The organism is Brevibacillus sp. WF146 (assembly GCF_001673705.2).
Lineage (GTDB): Bacteria > Bacillota > Bacilli > Brevibacillales > Brevibacillaceae > Brevibacillus > Brevibacillus thermoruber.
In genome coordinates this window covers 1,083,867-1,100,113 of sequence record NZ_CP109943.1, presented here as the reverse complement: position 1 = coordinate 1,100,113, position 16,247 = coordinate 1,083,867, and the positions used below count along the sequence as shown (strand labels likewise).

Sequence of the window (16,247 nt, the reverse complement as noted above, 5' to 3'; positions counted from 1 at the left end):
CCGATTTACCGGTCCACACCGGCGTAGCCGCGCGGATAGCGGCGGTGCCAGTTCCATGCGCTCTCGATGATCGTCTCCAGCTCGGGGCAGCGCGGATGCCAGTTCAGCAGCCGTTTCGCCTTGTCGGCGGAAGCGACCAATACGGCCGGGTCTCCCGCCCGCCGGGGGCTCACTTTGGCGGGGATCGGATGGCCGGTCACTTTCCGCGCGGTGTCGATCACCTGTTTCACGGAAAAGCCCGTGCCGTTCCCCAGGTTGAACACATCGCTCCGGTTGTGCGTGCGGAGATAGTCCAGCGCGAGCCGGTGGGCGTTCGCCAGGTCCATGACGTGCACGTAATCGCGAATGCACGTCCCGTCTTCGGTCAGGTAGTCGTCGCCAAACATCTCGATCTGCTCCCGCTGTCCCAGCGCCACCTGCAGGACGAGCGGAATCAGGTGGCTCTCCGGCTCGTGGTCTTCCCCGATGATCGCGTCCGGGTGGGCGCCGGCCGCGTTGAAGTAGCGCAGCGAGATCGACTTCAGTCCGTACGCCTGGTCGCACCAGCGGAACATCTTTTCCATGGCCAGTTTGGTTTCGCCGTACGGATTGGCGGGAACGGTCGGGTCTTCTTCCCGGATCGGGATGCGCTCGGGTTCGCCGTAGACGGCCGCCGTCGACGAAAAGACCGCCTTCCGGACGCCGTGCTCCACCATCGCCGACACCAGGGTATGGGTTCCGATCACGTTGTTGTCGTAATAGGCGAGCGGATCGCGGACGCTCTCCCCGACGAGCGATTTGGCCGCGAAGTGGATCACCGCTTCGATCTCATGGGCGCGGAACACTTCGTCCAGAAACTGCCGGTCCCGAATGTCTCCGCGGTACAACGTGCCGCCGAGCACGGCCCGCTCGTGTCCCGTGCGGAGGTTGTCCACCACGATCACCTCTTCGCCGTGGGCGAGAAGCTCCGCCACGGTGTGACTGCCGATGTACCCCGTTCCGCCCGTCACCAGAATCGCCATCACGCGCCGCCTCCCTCTGGCAGGCGCCCTTCTTTTTGCAAAAACCGCCGGTACGCTTCCCGCAGTCGGGGAGCCGTCTCTTCCACGGACTGGGGATTGGTCGCCGCCCACGCCCCCATCTCCGAGGACGCGTAGTACTTGATTTTGTCCTTCTCCCTCAGCGGTGTGTAAAACTCGATGTGGAAATGGTAGTAGTCCTCCACGTTTTCGCCGTTGACGGGGCGTTGGTGCATGACCATCATGTACGGGAACAGCTTCTCGAACAGTTGATCCATCGCCCCGGTGGTGTCGCGGAGGATCGCGGCCAGGCTTCGTTTCTCGTCCGCGGTGAAATCCGTAATCGCCGTCTTGTGCTGTTTGCTGACGACAAACACGCCGTACGGGTAATCCGTGAAAAAGGGCAGATAGGCGAGAAAGTGGTCGTTCTCGACGATGACCCGCTGTTCGAAGTTTTTCTCCTCGTCATTCATCTGGCAGAGCAGGCACTTGCCTGTCTCTTGATGGTGAAGCCTGCAGCTTTCCAGCTCCTGCTTGATTTTCAGCGGCATTTTCGAGTAGGCGTAAATCTGTCCGTGCGGATGGGGCATGGTGACCCCGCATTCTTCGCCCCGGTTTTCAAAAATCAACACGTACTGGTGGAGAGGGTCTTTTTCCAGTTCGGCAAAACGCTCCGCCCACAGGTCGACCAGCTTGACGATATGATCGACGGAAAGTTCCGGCAATGTTTTCGTGTGGTCGGGCGAGTACAGAATCACCTCGCACTTTCCGTACGACTTCGCCGTTCGGTACAGGGAGGTCTGCACCGGGTCCGGTTCCGGCGGATCGGGCGTCAACACGGGAAAATCGTTGTCGTACTTGTACACGTCGTAGTGGTCCGGCACCCTGCCCGAGCCCGGGCAAAACGGGCAGGTATCCTTGGGCATGTGCGGACGGTGCTGCCTGTTGGACGCCACCATCGTCCAGTCGCGCAAAAGGGGATTGTAGCGCAGTTCAGCCATTGACCAGATTCCTCCTTGCTCTCGTTTCTCTTCCGGCATGATGTGCTGACGTTACACGGAGGAGGGCAAAACGACTTCGCCCACTCCGTCTCCGAGCTCGCACACGTAAAAGTCGGGCACCAGCCCGGTCGCTCGCGTATAATGTTCGGCTGCCTGACGCTTGAACGCGTCTACGGCGTCCGCCTTCACCAGACTGACCGTGCAGCCGCCGAACCCCGCCCCCGTCATGCGGGTGCCGATGCAGCCGTCGGCCTGTGCCGCCGCTTCGAACAGTGCATCCAGTTCGAACCCGGTCACTTCGTACAGGTCGCGCAGCGATTCATGCGAGGCTTTCATCAGGCGGCCGAACGCGTGCAAATCGCCGGCCGCCAGGCATTGCGCCGCCTGGATGACCCGTTCGTTTTCAGCGACAACATGCTCCACCCGCCTGCGAATCACGCCGTTGGGGAGTGCCGTGCAAACCTGCCGCCACTCGTCGCCGGAAAGATCGCCCAGCGAGCGGAGATGCGGCAGACGCTTCTGCAGTTCGCGCAGTCCTTCCTCGCACTCCCGGCGGCGTTCGTTGTACGTGGAATCGGTCAAGGCCCGCCGCTTGTTGGAGTTGGCGATCACCAGCTTGTATCCGTCGATGCGAAAAGGCACGTATTCGTAAGCCAGCGTGTCGCATTTCAGCATGATGGCATGGTCCTTTTTCCCCATCCCGACCGCGAATTGATCCATGATCCCGCAGCGCACCCCGACGAAGCGGTTTTCCGCCCGCTGCGCCAGTTTGACCAGCTCCACCATCGGCACGTCGATCCCGGCCAGGGCGGTCACGGCCGCAGCGGACGCCAATTCGACGGAGGCCGAAGACGACAGTCCCGCGCCGTTGGGAATGTTCCCGAAAAACAGCAGATCCGCCCCCTTTAGCAGCGGGGAGCATTCCGGCAGCGCCGCCAGTTCATGCAGAACGCCCTTCGGATAATTGGCCCATCCGTCTTCCGCCCTGTAGACGATGCGGGCCGCTTCGCACGAGGTTTTCCCGGGAAAATTGACGGAGGCAAACCGGTACACGCCGTCCTGCCGGGGAGCGGCCAGCGCCCAGGTACCGTACGTGAGGGCGGCGGGAAACACATAGCCCCCGTTGTAATCGGTATGCTCCCCGATCAAATTGACCCGCCCCGGCGCAAAGAAGATGCGGACGTCTTCCCGTACGCCAAACTCCTCGCGAAATCTCGCCTGCAGCCGCTCGTAGATCTCCACGAACACCACCCTTTCCTTTCCCCTCTCGCCGGCAATATGCCGGCGGCAGCCCTTGCGTTTCCAGATGCTTGCCAACGTCAACCCTTGCTTTTCCGACTGCCAACCGGCAGGGCCATGGAGAGTGGGAAACATACTTTATTAAATTAATTAAATAATAATACGCTCAAAGCTGATTCTCAATCATTGATTTTTCGGAATTTTTTTGTTAGTGACATGCCGTGAATCGGTCTTCAATCACGTTCAGATAACTGTCCTTTTCTAGGGGGCTTTCACACCTGAGGAATCACTCGTTTTCGGCGAGGGGGTTCATGCGCCTATCTCAGTACCTTTTGTCTTTTGTGTAGATAAGCTGCGGACTCATGAAAGACGTAATCATTACTTTTGATTTGTCATTCTTCACTTCATAAATCCGTTCGCCATGTTGTGTCTGCCCAATCAGTTTTCCAAACGTAAAGGCGGCTGGATCAGCGGATATCCGAGTAGTAAACATCACCATTGATCGTTACCTTACTGATGGAATATTCAGTGCCATGTAAAACTACCACTTTTACGTCGTGTTCTAACGAATACGTGGGGACGTTGACCACCTTGTAAACATAAAGGCTTACGTACAATAGGATGATGAACACTCCACAAAGGATAAAGACTCTTTTCTTCATATATCCTCATCAGCTCCTTGGCTGCCATAAACGTTTTGCCTGCGGGCAACTCCGGCTGATGGAGTCGCACCGCTTTCTTTTCGTGATCAATCATTACGCTTCTGCCGCTGCTGTCGTCATTCGCTCCCGGCTCAATGGCCGGGCCGTTCCATCACCAGCGTTTTCAGCGCCGCTTTCACCGCCGCCACCTTCGCCTCGTCCACAGGCTTCAGCGCCTGGCCGTCTTCGCGCACGCCGGTGCCGAAATGGACCTCGGCCACGCCGGTGGAGCGGATCACATCGGCCATCGTCGTCAGCGTCAGGCCGCTGCCCGCCATGATGGACAGATGCGTTCCCGCGGTCATCCGCACCAGTTCGGCAATCCGCTCCGCCCCGTCCAGCGCGCTTTGCTGCCCCCCGGATGTGAGAATCCGCCGCACCTGCGGATAGTGAAGCAGCACGCGGGCCGCTTCCAGTTGGTCGGCCGCCTCGTCAAAGGCGCGGTGGAACGTGACGTCCAGCCCTTCCGCTTCGGCCAGCAGCTCCTCCAGCGCTGCCGTATCCACCCTTCCCTGCGGCGTCAGGATGCCGAGGACGATGCCCGCCGCGCCGCTCTCGCGGATGGCGCGGATGTCTTCGCGCATCACCCGCAGATCGTCGGCCGTGTAGCAAAACGACTGGCTGTGCGGTCTCACCATGACGTTGACCGGAATGGAGACGGCCTTGACCACCGCGTCGATCAGACCGTAGCTGGGCGTCACGCCCCCTTCCAGGATGCCGCTGATCAGCTCGATCCGATCCGCTCCTCCCCGCTCCGCCCGTTTGGCGTCCTCCACCGTTGTCGCAATAACTTCCAACACCATCGCGCTTCCTCCGTTCTCTCGTGTTCTCCATGGTAAACCGGCCGCAGCTTGTCGGACTGATGTGGGCCAGCCAAATAACGGCAGTCCGCGCTGGCGGCAAAAATAGTGTATAATCAGAATAGCCATGCCCATACCGCCTGACAACTGCATACCGGAAAATCCATGCGCACGCATGGGAGAGGTTCGCGAACTCCCTCTATAAAAAACTAAGGTGAAAAACAGTACCCTTGGTATTGTTTTGTTTTTTTTGCAGGATTCGGTTCAAGAACTCTCTTTCTTCCACCACAACGCAAAGGAGATGGAGAGCATGAAACAGGAAAAAGCCGTCGTCGTCTTCAGCGGCGGCCAGGACAGCACGACCTGCCTGTTCTGGGCGCGCAAGCAGTTTGGCGACGTGGCCGCCATCACGTTTGACTATCAGCAACGGCACAAACTGGAGATCGAATGCGCCCGGCAGATTGCCGGGGAATTGGGTGTAGAACACACGGTATTGGACATGAGCCTGCTCAATCAACTGGCGCCCAACGCGCTGACCCGAACCGACATTCCGATCGCCCAGGAAGACGGCCAGCTTCCCTCCACATTCGTGGACGGCCGCAATCTGCTGTTCTTGTCGTTTGCCGCCGTCTTCGCGAAACAGCGGGGAGCCCGCCACCTGGTCACCGGCGTGTGCGAAACGGACTTCAGCGGGTATCCCGACTGCCGCGACGCGTTTATCAAGTCGCTGAACGTCACGCTCAACCTGGCGATGGATTATCCCTTCGTCATCCACACGCCGCTCATGTGGCTGAACAAGGCGGAGACCTGGAAACTGGCCGACGAATTGGGCGCGTTTGACTTTATCCGCGAAAAAACGCTCACCTGCTACAACGGCATCAAGGGAGACGGCTGCGGCGAATGCCCCGCCTGCACCTTGCGGAAAGCCGGCCTGGAGGCCTACCTGCGGGAACGCGGGGAGGTGAAGGCCTGATGAGCGGTTTTTTTGACTTCCGCATTGTCGACCGCCTGCAAACGCTGGGCAAAGAGATTCAGAAAGAACAGCTTCGCTACCATCGCAAGCGGGTGCTGGTCAGCAAGGAGTTCACCTTTGACGCCGCTCACCACCTGCACGCCTACGAAGGAAAGTGCAAAAACCTGCACGGCCACACCTACAAGGTGGTCTTCGGCATCAGCGGCTATCCGAATGAGATCGGCATCGTCATTGATTTCGGCGACATCAAGGAGATCTGGAAGCGGCACATCGAAGTGTACCTGGACCACCGCTACCTGAACGAGATGCTTCCCCCGATGAACACCACGGCGGAAAACATGGTGGTCTGGCTGTTCGAGCAGATGGAGGCGCAGCTTTGCTCGGAAGCGTACCGCGACCGGTACGACGGCGCCCGCGTGGAGTTTGTCCGCCTGTACGAGACGCCGACCAGCTACGCCGAGGCGAGACGGGAGTGGATGTACGAGTGAACACCATTCCGGTGCTGGAAATCTTCGGCCCCACCATTCAGGGAGAAGGCATGGTGATCGGCCAGAAAACGATGTTTGTGCGCACCGCCGGCTGCGACTACCGCTGCCGCTGGTGCGACTCCGCCTTTACCTGGGACGGCTCGGCCGCAGGCGAAATCCGGCAGATGACGCCGGAGGAAATCTGGCAGGAACTGCGCCGGATCGGGCAGGACCGCTTTTCCCACGTCACCATCTCGGGCGGCAATCCGGCGCTGATCGCCAACGTCGGGCAGCTCGTCCGGCTGCTGCGGGAGCAAAACATCCGGACGGCCGTCGAGACGCAGGGCAGCCGGTGGCAGGATTGGCTGCTGCTGGTCGACGACGTGACGATTTCGCCCAAACCGCCCAGTTCCGGGATGACCACCGACTTCGCCGCGCTGGATGCGATGGTGCACGCGCTGTCCGGCCGAACCGGCGATGTGCGCACCAGTCTGAAGGTCGTCGTGTTTGACGAAGCCGATTTTGACTACGCCCGCCAGGTGCATCAGCGGTATCCGCGCGTTCCCTTTTTTCTGCAGGCGGGGAACGACGACGTGGCGCAGGCCGATCTCGCCGGTCTGCGGGACCGCCTGCTGGCGGCCTACGAATGGCTGATCGAGCGGACGATGGCCGCAGCCGACATGAACGACGTCAAAGTGCTGCCCCAGCTTCACGCGCTGGTGTGGGGCAACAAGCGGGGCGTCTGACTGAATGGCACGTTTTTCAAACGAAACGGGGGAATATTGCATGGATAACCGTCAGGAACGAGATCTTTCTTCGCTCACGCTGCTGGGCAACCAGCAGACGAAATACAGCTACACCTACGATCCCGATGTGCTGGAGACGTTTGACAACAAGCATCCGTACCGCGACTACTTTGTCAAATTCAACTGTCCGGAGTTCACCAGCCTGTGTCCGATTACCGGACAGCCCGACTTTGCCACCATCTACATCAGCTACATCCCGGACAAAAAAATGGTGGAGAGCAAGTCGCTGAAGCTGTACCTGTTCAGCTTCCGCAACCACGGCGACTTCCACGAGGACTGCGTCAACATCATCATGAACGACCTGATCAAGCTGATGGACCCGAAATACATCGAGGTGTGGGGCAAGTTCACCCCGCGCGGCGGAATCTCCATCGATCCGTACTGCAACTACGGCAGACCGGGCACCAAGTACGAGAAGATGGCGGAGTACCGCCTGATGAATCACGACATGTATCCGGAAAAGGTGGACAACCGCTGACGAGCGGACAGGCGAAGCCAAGACGCATTCACGACGCCACCGGCACACCTCGTCCCGCCAAAAAAAGATGCCAGACGAGCCGATCGTCTGGCATTTTGTTTGTCGAAACGCGACCGTGCCCGCCGGGGACTGCTCCCGGGACGGGCCGGTCCTGCTTCCATGTGCCGATACGCCGCGTCTGCCCTCGCTTCGTCACACGGACGCCGCGAACTCCTTGTCAAACCATTTGATCAGCGCCTGGGTGCCGCTGTTCTCCTCGCCCTGCGCGGCCAGTTCCTCGTACAGCGATTTGGAAAGCTCCAAACCGGGGGTCATCAGCCCCATCTCCTTGGCCGCTTCCAGCGCGATGGTCATGTCTTTGATGAAGTGCTTCACGTAAAAGCCGGGGGCGAAATTGCCGGCGATCATCCGCGGCGCCAGGTTGCTGAGCGACCAGCTTCCCGCCGCTCCCGCCTCGATGCTCTGCAGCACGCGGGACGGGTCCAGTCCCGCTTTTTTCGCGTACGCGATCGCTTCGCAGACGCCGATCATGTTGGTGGCGATGGCGATCTGGTTGCACATTTTGGTGTGCTGGCCGGCGCCGGGTCCGCCCTGCCGGATCACGTTGGTGCCCATCACCCGCAAGATCGGCTCCACTGCTGCGTAGGCGTCCTCGTCGCCGCCCACCATGATGGTCAGACGCGCTTCCCGCGCCCCCACGTCACCGCCGGAGACCGGCGCGTCCAAGGCAAAGAGCGAGCGCTTTTTCGCCTCTTCGTAAATCGTCCGGGCGAGGGACGGCTTGGACGTGGTCATGTCGATCAGGTAGGCGCCGGGCTTGGCATGGTGAACGATGCCGTCCGTCCCCAGATAGATCTCTTCCACGTCTTTCGGATAGCCGACCATGGTGATGATCACCCGCGCCGCCGCAGCCAGATCGGACACCCGGTCCATCCACGTCGCCCCCTGCGCGATCAGCTCCTCCGCCTTTGCTTTGGTCCGGTTGTACACGAGCACGCGGTAACCCGCCTTCATCAAATGGGACGCCATGCTTTTCCCCATGACGCCGGTGCCGACAAACCCGATCACCACGTCTTCCTTCTGCACTGTCATCGTTTCCGCTCCCTTCCACTGATGGCTGCTTGTTTCACACAGAGGGAACTTCTCCTGCCGCCGCCCAAAATCCTGCACGCCGTTGATTCAAAACCGAAGCCCGGTGCGGGTTTCCCTACAACGCAAAGGGTCCCGCGAGCTGCCGGAGAGTGATCACGGCAGGAGGCCAATCCGTTAAAAACGGGGCAGACTGGAAAGCCTAACGGGTATGGCAAGGTTGACCATGACAGGAGGAATCCATCCAATGAACCAGTTCATCGCCGGTTCCATGATTTCGGGCGAAGCGGACCCGGACGCTCACGAGTTTACCGTCACCGAAATAAAAAGCATCCCAACGCATTCCGTATGGGACACCCGGCAGGTGGAAGACGTGTACGAGCTGCTGACAAGGGTGATCAACAGCGGCCAGGATTCGCTGGTCATCTCCACAGGCATGCTGCCGCTCCTGTTGAACCGCACGGAGATGGAAAAGCTGCAGGAGGAGCTGTCTTCCATCCTGGCGTTCATCCGGTAAAAACAGCGTTCCTTCCGGCGAAAGGACGCTGTTTTTTCGCTATTCGCTCCTGCTTTCATCGTACGGCTTCCGCAGAGGTGTTGTGGTGGTCGTGGATGTCAAAGCCGGTCATGTGGCACGCACCTTATTGTGCAGCGGGTCACAGCCGGGCAGCCGATCATTGGCACCCGGTCAGCGCCCGAGGTAGTTCAGCGCCAGCGCCGACAGCATGGCAATGCCGACCGGCAGCGCGTCCTCGTCAATGTCAAACAGCGGGTGGTGCAGCGGATACGGCGTCAGTTTCTCCGGATTGCCCACGCCGAGGCGGAAAAAGACGCCGGGCACGTGATGCGTGTAATACGAAAAGTCCTCTCCGCCCATCGACGGTTTCACCAGCCGGCACCGGCCCGGACCGAGTACCTGCTCCGCCGTCTCCAGCACCAGATCCACCATCCTGTCGTCGTTGATGATGGAGGGATAGCCGAACTCGTAGTCAAACGCGTACGCGGCTCCCATCGCCGAGGTCACGCCGCTCACCACCTGTTCGATTCGCGCCGGCATCTGTTCCCGCAAAGCGGGATTCAGGGTGCGCACCGTCCCCAGGAGTTCCACCTGGGGCGCAATCACGTTGCTGGCAGTGCCCCCCTGGATTTTGCCGATGGTGATGACGATCGGATCGAGCGGGTCCACCTGCCGGCTGGCGATCTGCTGCAGGGCGGAGATCACCTCCGCCGCGACTGCCACCGAGTCGACGGCCAGATGGGGATGGGCGGCGTGTCCGCCCCGGCCGATGATCGTGATGCGGATGGTGTCGGCAGCGGCACAGCCCACCCCGCGCACCGCCGTCACCTCCCCGACGGACACGCCGGGAAAGACGTGCAGCCCGGCCATCGCCTCGATACCGTAGTCGCGCAGCAGCCCGTCCTCGATCATCACGTTGGCCCCACCGCCATCTTCTTCGGCCGGCTGGAAGACAAAAACGACCGTACCTCTCGGCGGCCGCTCCACCTGGGAAAGAAACTGGGCCGCCCCCATCAGCATGCTGGTGTGGGCATCGTGTCCGCAGGCGTGCATCTTGCCCGGCACCGTCGATCGATACGCCGCTTCCTTTTGGTCCTGGATCGGCAGGGCATCCATGTCGGCGCGCAGTCCGATGACCGGCCCGGGCTGTTCGACCCTGAGCACGCCCACCACGCCGGTGCGCCCCACTCCGCGCCTCACCTCCAATCCCAACTGCTGCAGGTGGCGGGCGACGATCTCCGACGTGCGCACTTCCTCGAAGCTCAGCTCCGGATGCCGATGGAAGTCGCGCCGCCAGGCAGCCGCCTGCTCTCTCAGCGCGCCGGCTTTGGCGAGAATGTCCGAACGTTGATACAAGACGGGAATCTGTTCCATGAAGTGGACGCCTCCTTTGTTACGCCTCGTGGGCGAATGCCTCCAGTATGGCGGCAATGTGCTTGATCCCCTGGACGTAGTCGTCGAGGATGATGTTTTCATTCGGCGCGTGGTTGTTGGACGCTACCCCAAGACTATAGAATATTATGAATATCGTGTCAATTTGGAAATGATTGATGATGGAGAAGGAACTGGCCGAAAAAAAGCGAACAGCAAATAATTATTGGCATAATTCTTACATTATTCCCAAAAGAAACGGATCATGACCCGGATTGAAGGAGAAGAATCATGGAGAAACGTGTGCACTCGATTGTGGAAGAACTGTCCCCCACGCTGCTGAAGTGGCGCCGCGATTTTCACCGCTACGCCGAATCGGGGTGGGTGGAGTTTCGCACCGCCAGCATCGTCGCCAGCACCCTGCAGGAATGGGGATTCGAGGTGAAGGCGGGACGCGAGGTCATCAAGCCGGAAGCGCGCATGGGCGTGCCTTCGGAGGCGTTTTTGCGGCAGCAGGAACAGCGGGCGCTGTCGCAAGGGGCCGTCGCCGAGTGGCTTCCCCGTTTGTCCGGGGGATTTACGGGCGTTGTCGGGATTCTCGATTCGGGCCGTCCCGGTCCCACCGTCGCGTTTCGCGTGGACATGGACGCGCTCGACCTGCAGGAGTCAGCCGATCCCGACCACCTGCCCGCGGCGGAAGGGTTTGCCTCCGTCAACGCAAACATGATGCACGCCTGCGGCCATGACGCCCACACGGCGATCGGGCTTGGCCTGGCCTATGTGCTGAGCCGGATGAAAGACGACCTGCGCGGCCGGGTGAAGCTGATCTTTCAACCCTCGGAGGAAGGCGTGCGCGGAGCCAGGTCCATGGTGGAAGCGGGCGTCGTCGATGACGTCGATCTCTTCTTCGCCTGCCACGTCGGCACCGGCGTTCCGCTGGGGGAAGTGGTCTGCGGCGCTGACGGCTACCTCGCCACGACCAAGATCGACGTCACCTACAGAGGCGTCGCCTCCCATGCGGGCGGGCATCCCGAAGACGGCAAAAACGCGCTGTTGGCCGCCGCTTCCGCCGTGCTTAATCTCCATGCCATCTCCCGCCACAGCGGCGGCAACTCGCGGATCAACGTCGGTGTGCTGCATGCCGGCAGCGGGCGAAACATCATTCCCAACCACGCCGCGTTCAAACTGGAGACGCGCGGCGACACGAGCGAAGTAAACGAGTACATCCTGTCCAGGGCCATGGACGTGATTCACGGCGCCGCCGCGATGTACGGCGTACAGGCGGAGATCGACATCGTCGGAAAAGCGGACAGCAGTTCCCCCAGTCCGGAGCTGCTCCCCTACATCCGCGCCCAGGCTTCCAAGGTGGCCGGCGTCACCAGCATCGTCGACACCCGGAACGCGTCCGGCTCCGAGGACGCCACGTACATGATGGAGCGGGTCAAACAGCGCGGCGGTCTCGCTTCCTACCTGGTTTTCGGCACGACGCTGGCGGCCGGCCACCACAACGAAAAGTTCGACATCGACGAACGGGTGCTGGGCATCGGCGTACAAACGCTTGCCCTCTGCGCCCTGTGCGCCGGGGATCGGTGATTACGCGGAAGGGAGTGGTTGGGTCCGTATGACTCCGTCCGGATCATCTGCGACGTGGGCCTGGAGTTTCAGGACCGCATGACCATCCGGAACATGCTGCAACTGGCCTGCCGCAAAGAAGAAGCGCTCCATTTCAATAGGCGCAGATTGCAGGTGATCGAAGTGGAGGGGCAGGCCCCCGTTTGCCCCAAAAAGCAAAAAACGGACGTCCCCCACCCCCAAGGAAGGGTTCGGCCAAGCGACAACCGCTGCCGAACCCTTTCTTTCAGGGGAGGGGAAGCCCGCCTTTTCACCGTTCTCTTTCCTGTCTGCCGTCAAGGGGCTTACCTGCTCTTCACCAGCAGCCGGACGGCCTCCTCCACGATCTGGTCCGTTTCCCTGCCCTCGGCCAGCTCGTGTTTGATGCATTCCGCCAGATTTTCCGCGACGATGACGGCGATCGCCTTGTCCACGGCGGAGCGGATGGCGGTGAGCTGCCCCACCACTTCCTTGCAGTCCTTGTCCGCTTCGATCATGCCGAGGACGCCCCTGACCTGACCCTCGACGCGCTTCAAGCGGTTTTTCACGTGATCTCCGTACTTCATGGCCATGCCTCCTCTTCCTCTGCCGATCGGCGGACGGACGGATCACCCCGTTCACGTACCCCGATGGGTATATAGTAGACAGGAAGGAAGGAGGCTGTCAAATCCGCGAGCGCCCTTTGTCCGCTTCCGTGCCCAGCCGGATGCCGTAGCCTTTGATCTTCCGGTACAGCGTGTTGCGGCCGATGTGCAGCAGCCGGGCCGCTTGGGAGATGTTGCCGCGGGTCGCCAGCAGTGCCTCCTCGATCGCTTTCCGCTCGTGCCGCCGCAGCGAAGACGGCGTGTCCTCCCTCTCGCCGGGATCGTCAAGCATCACGTGCTCCGGCCTGATGACGGCGCCCTCCGCCAGAAACGACGCCTGCTGCAGCACGGCCAACAGTTCCCGGATATTGCCGGGCCAGGTATGCCTGCACAGCTTGTCCAGCGCTTCCGGGGAGAGCTCCGCCGGAGTGTCCGCATGCTTGCGCAGAAGGTGGCCGGCCAGTTGTCGGAGATCGCTGCGCTCTCGCAGGGCGGGCAGATGCAGGGTAATGCCCTTTAGCCGGTAGTACAGATCTGCCCGAAAACGGCCGGCCTGCACCTCAGCCGGCAGGTTCCGGTGCGTGGCGGCGATGACGCGGACGTCCACCTGTTTGGCGACGGCACTGCCCACGGGCGTGACCGTTTTTTCCTGCAGCACCCGGAGCAGCGCCGCCTGTGCGCGGAGGGACATGTCCCCGATCTCGTCGAGAAAGATCGTTCCCCCGTTGGCCGCAAGAAACTTGCCCGGACTCCCTTCTTTCTGCGCCCCGGTAAACGCCCCTTTCTCGTATCCGAACAGTTCGCTCTCGATCAGGGTGTCGGGGATGGCGCTGCAGTTGACCGCCACAAACGGCCCCCGTCCGCTGGCCGCGTGGATCGCCTGGGCGAACAGCTCCTTGCCGGTCCCGCTCTCTCCGGTGATCAGGACGGCCAGCGGGCTCCCCGCCGCCTTTCGGGCAAGGTCCTTGGCCCGGAGGATGGCCGGACACTCCCCGTAGATGTCGGCAAAGGTATACAGGCCCTGCTCCTGCCGGACGGTCTTTTCCCTGGCCGGGCTTGTCCCGATCGCGACGGAGCGGTAGACCCGCTGTGTCTCGTCCTTGATCGGAATCACCTGGAAGTGGGGCGGGGGCGAAAACGCTTGGCCGAGGCAATCTTCTCCCAGGAGGCGGAGAGCCGCCCGGTTGGCTCCGGTCACGCGCCGGTCGGCGTCCAGCGTGAGCAGCGGCAGCGGATGGCGGTCAGAGACCGCCTCCAGATGCCGCAGCGTGATCAACTGCTCCTTTTCCATCTCCTCGATCATGAAGCGGTTTTGCAGCAGTTCGGCGGCAAGCGGCGCAAAGGTCGCAAACACCGGTTGAAACCGGTCGTGCAGACCGCTGATGTTGATGACGCCGAGAAAGTCCCCACTCTTGCCGTACAAGGGGGCCGAAGCGCAGGTGAGAAAGCGGTTTTCCACAAAATAATGCTCGCTTCCCCGGACGAGCGCCGGCCTCTTCTCCTCGATGGCCACCCCGATGGCGTTCGTTCCTTTTCTCGATTCGTGCCAGTTGGCGCCCACCTGAAGCTGCACTTGGGCGGCGCGGCTGGCAAAATCGGCATCGCCGCTGGCATACAGGATCGTCCCTTCCCGGTCGGTCAAAAAGACGACGCAGCCGAACTGCCGGATGACCGGATACAGCCTGGAAAAGACCGTTTCGGCATGGTTGACCAGGGAGCGGTGCCGGTCGATCAATTCCTTGATCAGCGTGCCGGTAATGATTTGGTCATCCGCTTTGTCATCCGGTTTGAGACCGCGTTCATGAGAGCGCTTCCACGAAAGGGAAACATCAGGCGGACAGTCTGACAGAGAAACCTGAAAGGACATGAAGAGGCCTCCTTTCCGATCGTTTCGTACCTCTATCGTACCACAACCGTCCGAATCTTATAAATGTTCCGTTTTGGAGCACCGCTGTTCCATCCCGGCACAGGCGGACGAAGCATGGTTCCGCATTTCGCCCGAAAACGACGCCGGTTATGGGGTTGGCATCTTCCTTGCACATGGAAAGAGGCAGCAGCCATTAAAAAAAATCAATAAGGAGGCGTTTTCCATGATCTATGCGCAACCCGGACAGGACGGCGCGAAGGTGACGTTCAAGAAACGCTACGGAAACTACATTGGCGGCCAATGGGTCCCGCCTGTAAAAGGGGAGTACTTTGACAACGTTTCCCCCGTCAACGGCCAGGTCTTTTGCGAAGTGCCCCGCTCCACCGCCGAGGACATCGAACTGGCGCTGGATGCCGCCCATGCCGCCAAGGAGGCGTGGGGCCGGACGTCTGCAGCGGAGCGCGCCCGCGTGCTCAACCGGATCGCCGACCGGATGGAGGCCAACCTGGAGATGCTGGCGGTGGCGGAGACCTGGGACAACGGCAAGCCCATCCGCGAAACCCTGGCCGCCGACATACCGCTGGCGATCGACCATTTCCGCTACTTCGCCGGCTGCATCCGCGCGCAGGAGGGAACGCTGTCGGAGATCGACGCCCACACCGTCGCCTACCATTTCCACGAACCGCTCGGCGTCGTCGGCCAGATCATTCCGTGGAACTTCCCGCTGCTGATGGCCGCCTGGAAGCTGGCGCCGGCGCTGGCCGCGGGCAACTGCGTCGTGCTGAAGCCGGCCGAACAGACGCCCGCTTCCATCCTGGTCCTCCTGGAGCTGATCGGCGATCTCCTGCCCCCGGGCGTGCTGAACGTCGTCAACGGCTTCGGGCTGGAAGCCGGGAAGCCGCTCGCCTCCAACAGCCGGATCGCCAAGATCGCCTTTACCGGGGAGACGACGACAGGCCGCCTGATCATGCAGTACGCGTCCCAGAACATCATCCCCGTCACGCTGGAGCTGGGCGGCAAGTCGCCCAACATCTTCTTCCCCGACGTCTTTGCCAGGGACGACGCGTTTTTGAACAAGGCGATCGAAGGGTTCGTGCTGTTTGCGCTCAACCAGGGGGAAGTGTGCACGTGCCCGTCCCGCGCCCTGATCCACGAATCGATCTACGAGCCGTTCATGGAAAAAGCGCTGGCCCGCGTCAAGGCGATCAAACAGGGAAATCCGCTGGACACGGAGACGATGATCGGCGCGCAGGCCTCTACCGAACAGGTGGAGAAAATCCTCTCCTACATCGAAATCGGCAAGCAGGAAGGCGCGGAACTCCTGATCGGCGGAGAGCGGCAGGCACTCGGCGGCGGCCTGGAAAACGGCTACTACATCCAGCCGACCGTCTTCAAGGGGAACAACAAGATGCGCATTTTCCAGGAGGAAATCTTCGGCCCGGTGGTGGCCGTGACCACGTTTGCCAGCGAAGAAGAGGCGCTGTCCATCGCCAATGACACGCTGTACGGGCTCGGCGCCGGCGTCTGGTCGCGGGACATCAACACGGCTTTCCGCATGGGCCGGGGCATTCAGGCCGGGCGCGTCTGGACCAACTGCTACCACACCTACCCCGCCCACGCCGCGTTCGGCGGGTACAAGCTGTCCGGCATCGGCCGGGAAACGCACAAGATGATGCTGGATCACTACCAGCAGACGAAAAACCTGCTCGTCAGCTACAGTCCCGACGCGCTGGGCTTCTTTTGAA

The 16,247-nt window shown here is 61.1% G+C and carries 16 protein-coding genes and 1 riboswitch; of the genes, 8 read left to right on the top strand and 8 right to left on the bottom strand.

Going from position 1 to position 16,247, the window contains the following annotated elements; all coding sequences use genetic code 11:
- Positions 1-5: 5 nt before the first annotated feature.
- The 4 genes from galE to A6764_RS05355 all read right to left on the bottom strand — a co-directional run bounded on the left by galE (position 6) and on the right by A6764_RS05355 (position 4,742).
- The gene (galE, locus tag A6764_RS05370) at positions 6-1,001 is read right to left on the bottom strand and encodes a UDP-glucose 4-epimerase GalE (protein WP_065067144.1); all 996 of its coding nucleotides are present in this window, start codon (positions 999-1,001) and stop codon (positions 6-8) included.
- Positions 1,001-1,999: a galactose-1-phosphate uridylyltransferase gene (gene galT / locus A6764_RS05365; protein ID WP_065067145.1), complete on the bottom strand. Its 999-nt coding sequence runs from the start codon at positions 1,997-1,999 to the stop codon at positions 1,001-1,003. Before galT ends, galE begins: the two co-directional genes overlap by 1 nt.
- Before the next feature lie 51 nt (positions 2,000-2,050).
- On the bottom strand, positions 2,051-3,250 hold the full coding sequence (locus A6764_RS05360) for a galactokinase (RefSeq protein WP_319800803.1): 1,200 nt from the start codon (positions 3,248-3,250) through the stop codon (positions 2,051-2,053).
- Between the two features lie 781 nt (positions 3,251-4,031).
- Positions 4,032-4,742 carry a copper homeostasis protein CutC gene (locus tag A6764_RS05355; RefSeq protein WP_065067146.1) on the bottom strand — a complete coding sequence of 237 codons (711 nt, stop codon included), beginning with the start codon at positions 4,740-4,742 and terminating at the stop codon, positions 4,032-4,034.
- A 172-nt stretch (positions 4,743-4,914) separates the two neighbouring features.
- A riboswitch (PreQ1 riboswitch) is annotated at positions 4,915-4,958 on the top strand.
- Between the two features lie 82 nt (positions 4,959-5,040).
- On the opposite strand from A6764_RS05355, the gene queC reads away from it, so the two are divergent.
- Genes queC through queF form a run of 4 tightly spaced genes read left to right on the top strand, consistent with a single transcriptional unit; the run spans position 5,041 to position 7,463 of the window.
- Positions 5,041-5,712, top strand: coding sequence for a 7-cyano-7-deazaguanine synthase QueC (gene queC, locus A6764_RS05350; protein ID WP_255309680.1), 672 nt, complete (start codon positions 5,041-5,043; stop codon positions 5,710-5,712).
- Complete coding sequence (gene queD, locus A6764_RS05345; RefSeq protein WP_029098471.1) at positions 5,712-6,200, top strand: 6-carboxytetrahydropterin synthase QueD; 489 nt, start codon at positions 5,712-5,714, stop codon at positions 6,198-6,200. The genes queC and queD overlap by 1 nt, the downstream gene beginning before the upstream one ends.
- A complete protein-coding gene (gene queE / locus A6764_RS05340) occupies positions 6,197-6,925 on the top strand; it encodes a 7-carboxy-7-deazaguanine synthase QueE (protein WP_264622437.1) in 729 nt (242 codons plus the stop codon). The genes queD and queE overlap by 4 nt, the downstream gene beginning before the upstream one ends.
- 40 nt (positions 6,926-6,965) lie before the next feature.
- Positions 6,966-7,463, top strand: a complete 498-nt coding sequence (queF, locus tag A6764_RS05335) for a preQ(1) synthase (protein ID WP_044897399.1) — start codon at positions 6,966-6,968, stop codon at positions 7,461-7,463.
- A gap of 192 nt (positions 7,464-7,655) precedes the next feature.
- Here the strand turns inward: queF and A6764_RS05330 are convergent, their stop codons facing one another.
- On the bottom strand, positions 7,656-8,597 hold the full coding sequence (locus A6764_RS05330; protein ID WP_255309682.1) for an NAD(P)-dependent oxidoreductase: 942 nt from the start codon (positions 8,595-8,597) through the stop codon (positions 7,656-7,658).
- Positions 8,598-8,799: 202 nt separating this feature from the next.
- Between A6764_RS05330 and A6764_RS05325 the strand changes: the two genes are divergently transcribed.
- Positions 8,800-9,069, top strand: coding sequence for a hypothetical protein (locus tag A6764_RS05325; protein ID WP_065067147.1), 270 nt, complete (start codon positions 8,800-8,802; stop codon positions 9,067-9,069).
- Between the two features lie 171 nt (positions 9,070-9,240).
- Here A6764_RS05325 and A6764_RS05320 read toward each other — a convergent pair whose 3' ends face one another.
- The gene (locus tag A6764_RS05320; protein WP_065067148.1) at positions 9,241-10,443 is read right to left on the bottom strand and encodes a M20 metallopeptidase family protein; all 1,203 of its coding nucleotides are present in this window, start codon (positions 10,441-10,443) and stop codon (positions 9,241-9,243) included.
- On the opposite strand from A6764_RS05320, the gene A6764_RS05315 reads away from it, so the two are divergent.
- Both A6764_RS05315 and A6764_RS05310 read left to right on the top strand, forming a co-directional pair.
- Positions 10,442-10,663 (top strand): hypothetical protein, encoded by a 222-nt coding sequence (locus A6764_RS05315; protein WP_029098465.1) that lies wholly within the window; start codon positions 10,442-10,444, stop codon positions 10,661-10,663. The two genes, A6764_RS05320 and A6764_RS05315, sit on opposite strands and share 2 nt — an antisense overlap.
- Before the next feature lie 68 nt (positions 10,664-10,731).
- Complete coding sequence (locus A6764_RS05310; RefSeq protein ID WP_065067149.1) at positions 10,732-12,033, top strand: amidohydrolase; 1,302 nt, start codon at positions 10,732-10,734, stop codon at positions 12,031-12,033.
- A gap of 323 nt (positions 12,034-12,356) precedes the next feature.
- On the opposite strand, the gene A6764_RS05305 is transcribed toward A6764_RS05310, so the two are convergent.
- Positions 12,357-12,617 (bottom strand): metal-sensitive transcriptional regulator, encoded by a 261-nt coding sequence (locus tag A6764_RS05305; RefSeq protein ID WP_029098462.1) that lies wholly within the window; start codon positions 12,615-12,617, stop codon positions 12,357-12,359.
- 97 nt (positions 12,618-12,714) lie between these two features.
- Positions 12,715-14,502, bottom strand: coding sequence for a sigma-54-dependent Fis family transcriptional regulator (locus tag A6764_RS05300; RefSeq protein ID WP_065067151.1), 1,788 nt, complete (start codon positions 14,500-14,502; stop codon positions 12,715-12,717).
- Between the two features lie 223 nt (positions 14,503-14,725).
- Between A6764_RS05300 and adh the strand changes: the two genes are divergently transcribed.
- Positions 14,726-16,246 carry an aldehyde dehydrogenase gene (gene adh / locus A6764_RS05295; RefSeq protein ID WP_065067152.1) on the top strand — a complete coding sequence of 507 codons (1,521 nt, stop codon included), beginning with the start codon at positions 14,726-14,728 and terminating at the stop codon, positions 16,244-16,246.
- The last annotated feature ends 1 nt before the right edge of the window (position 16,247 follow it).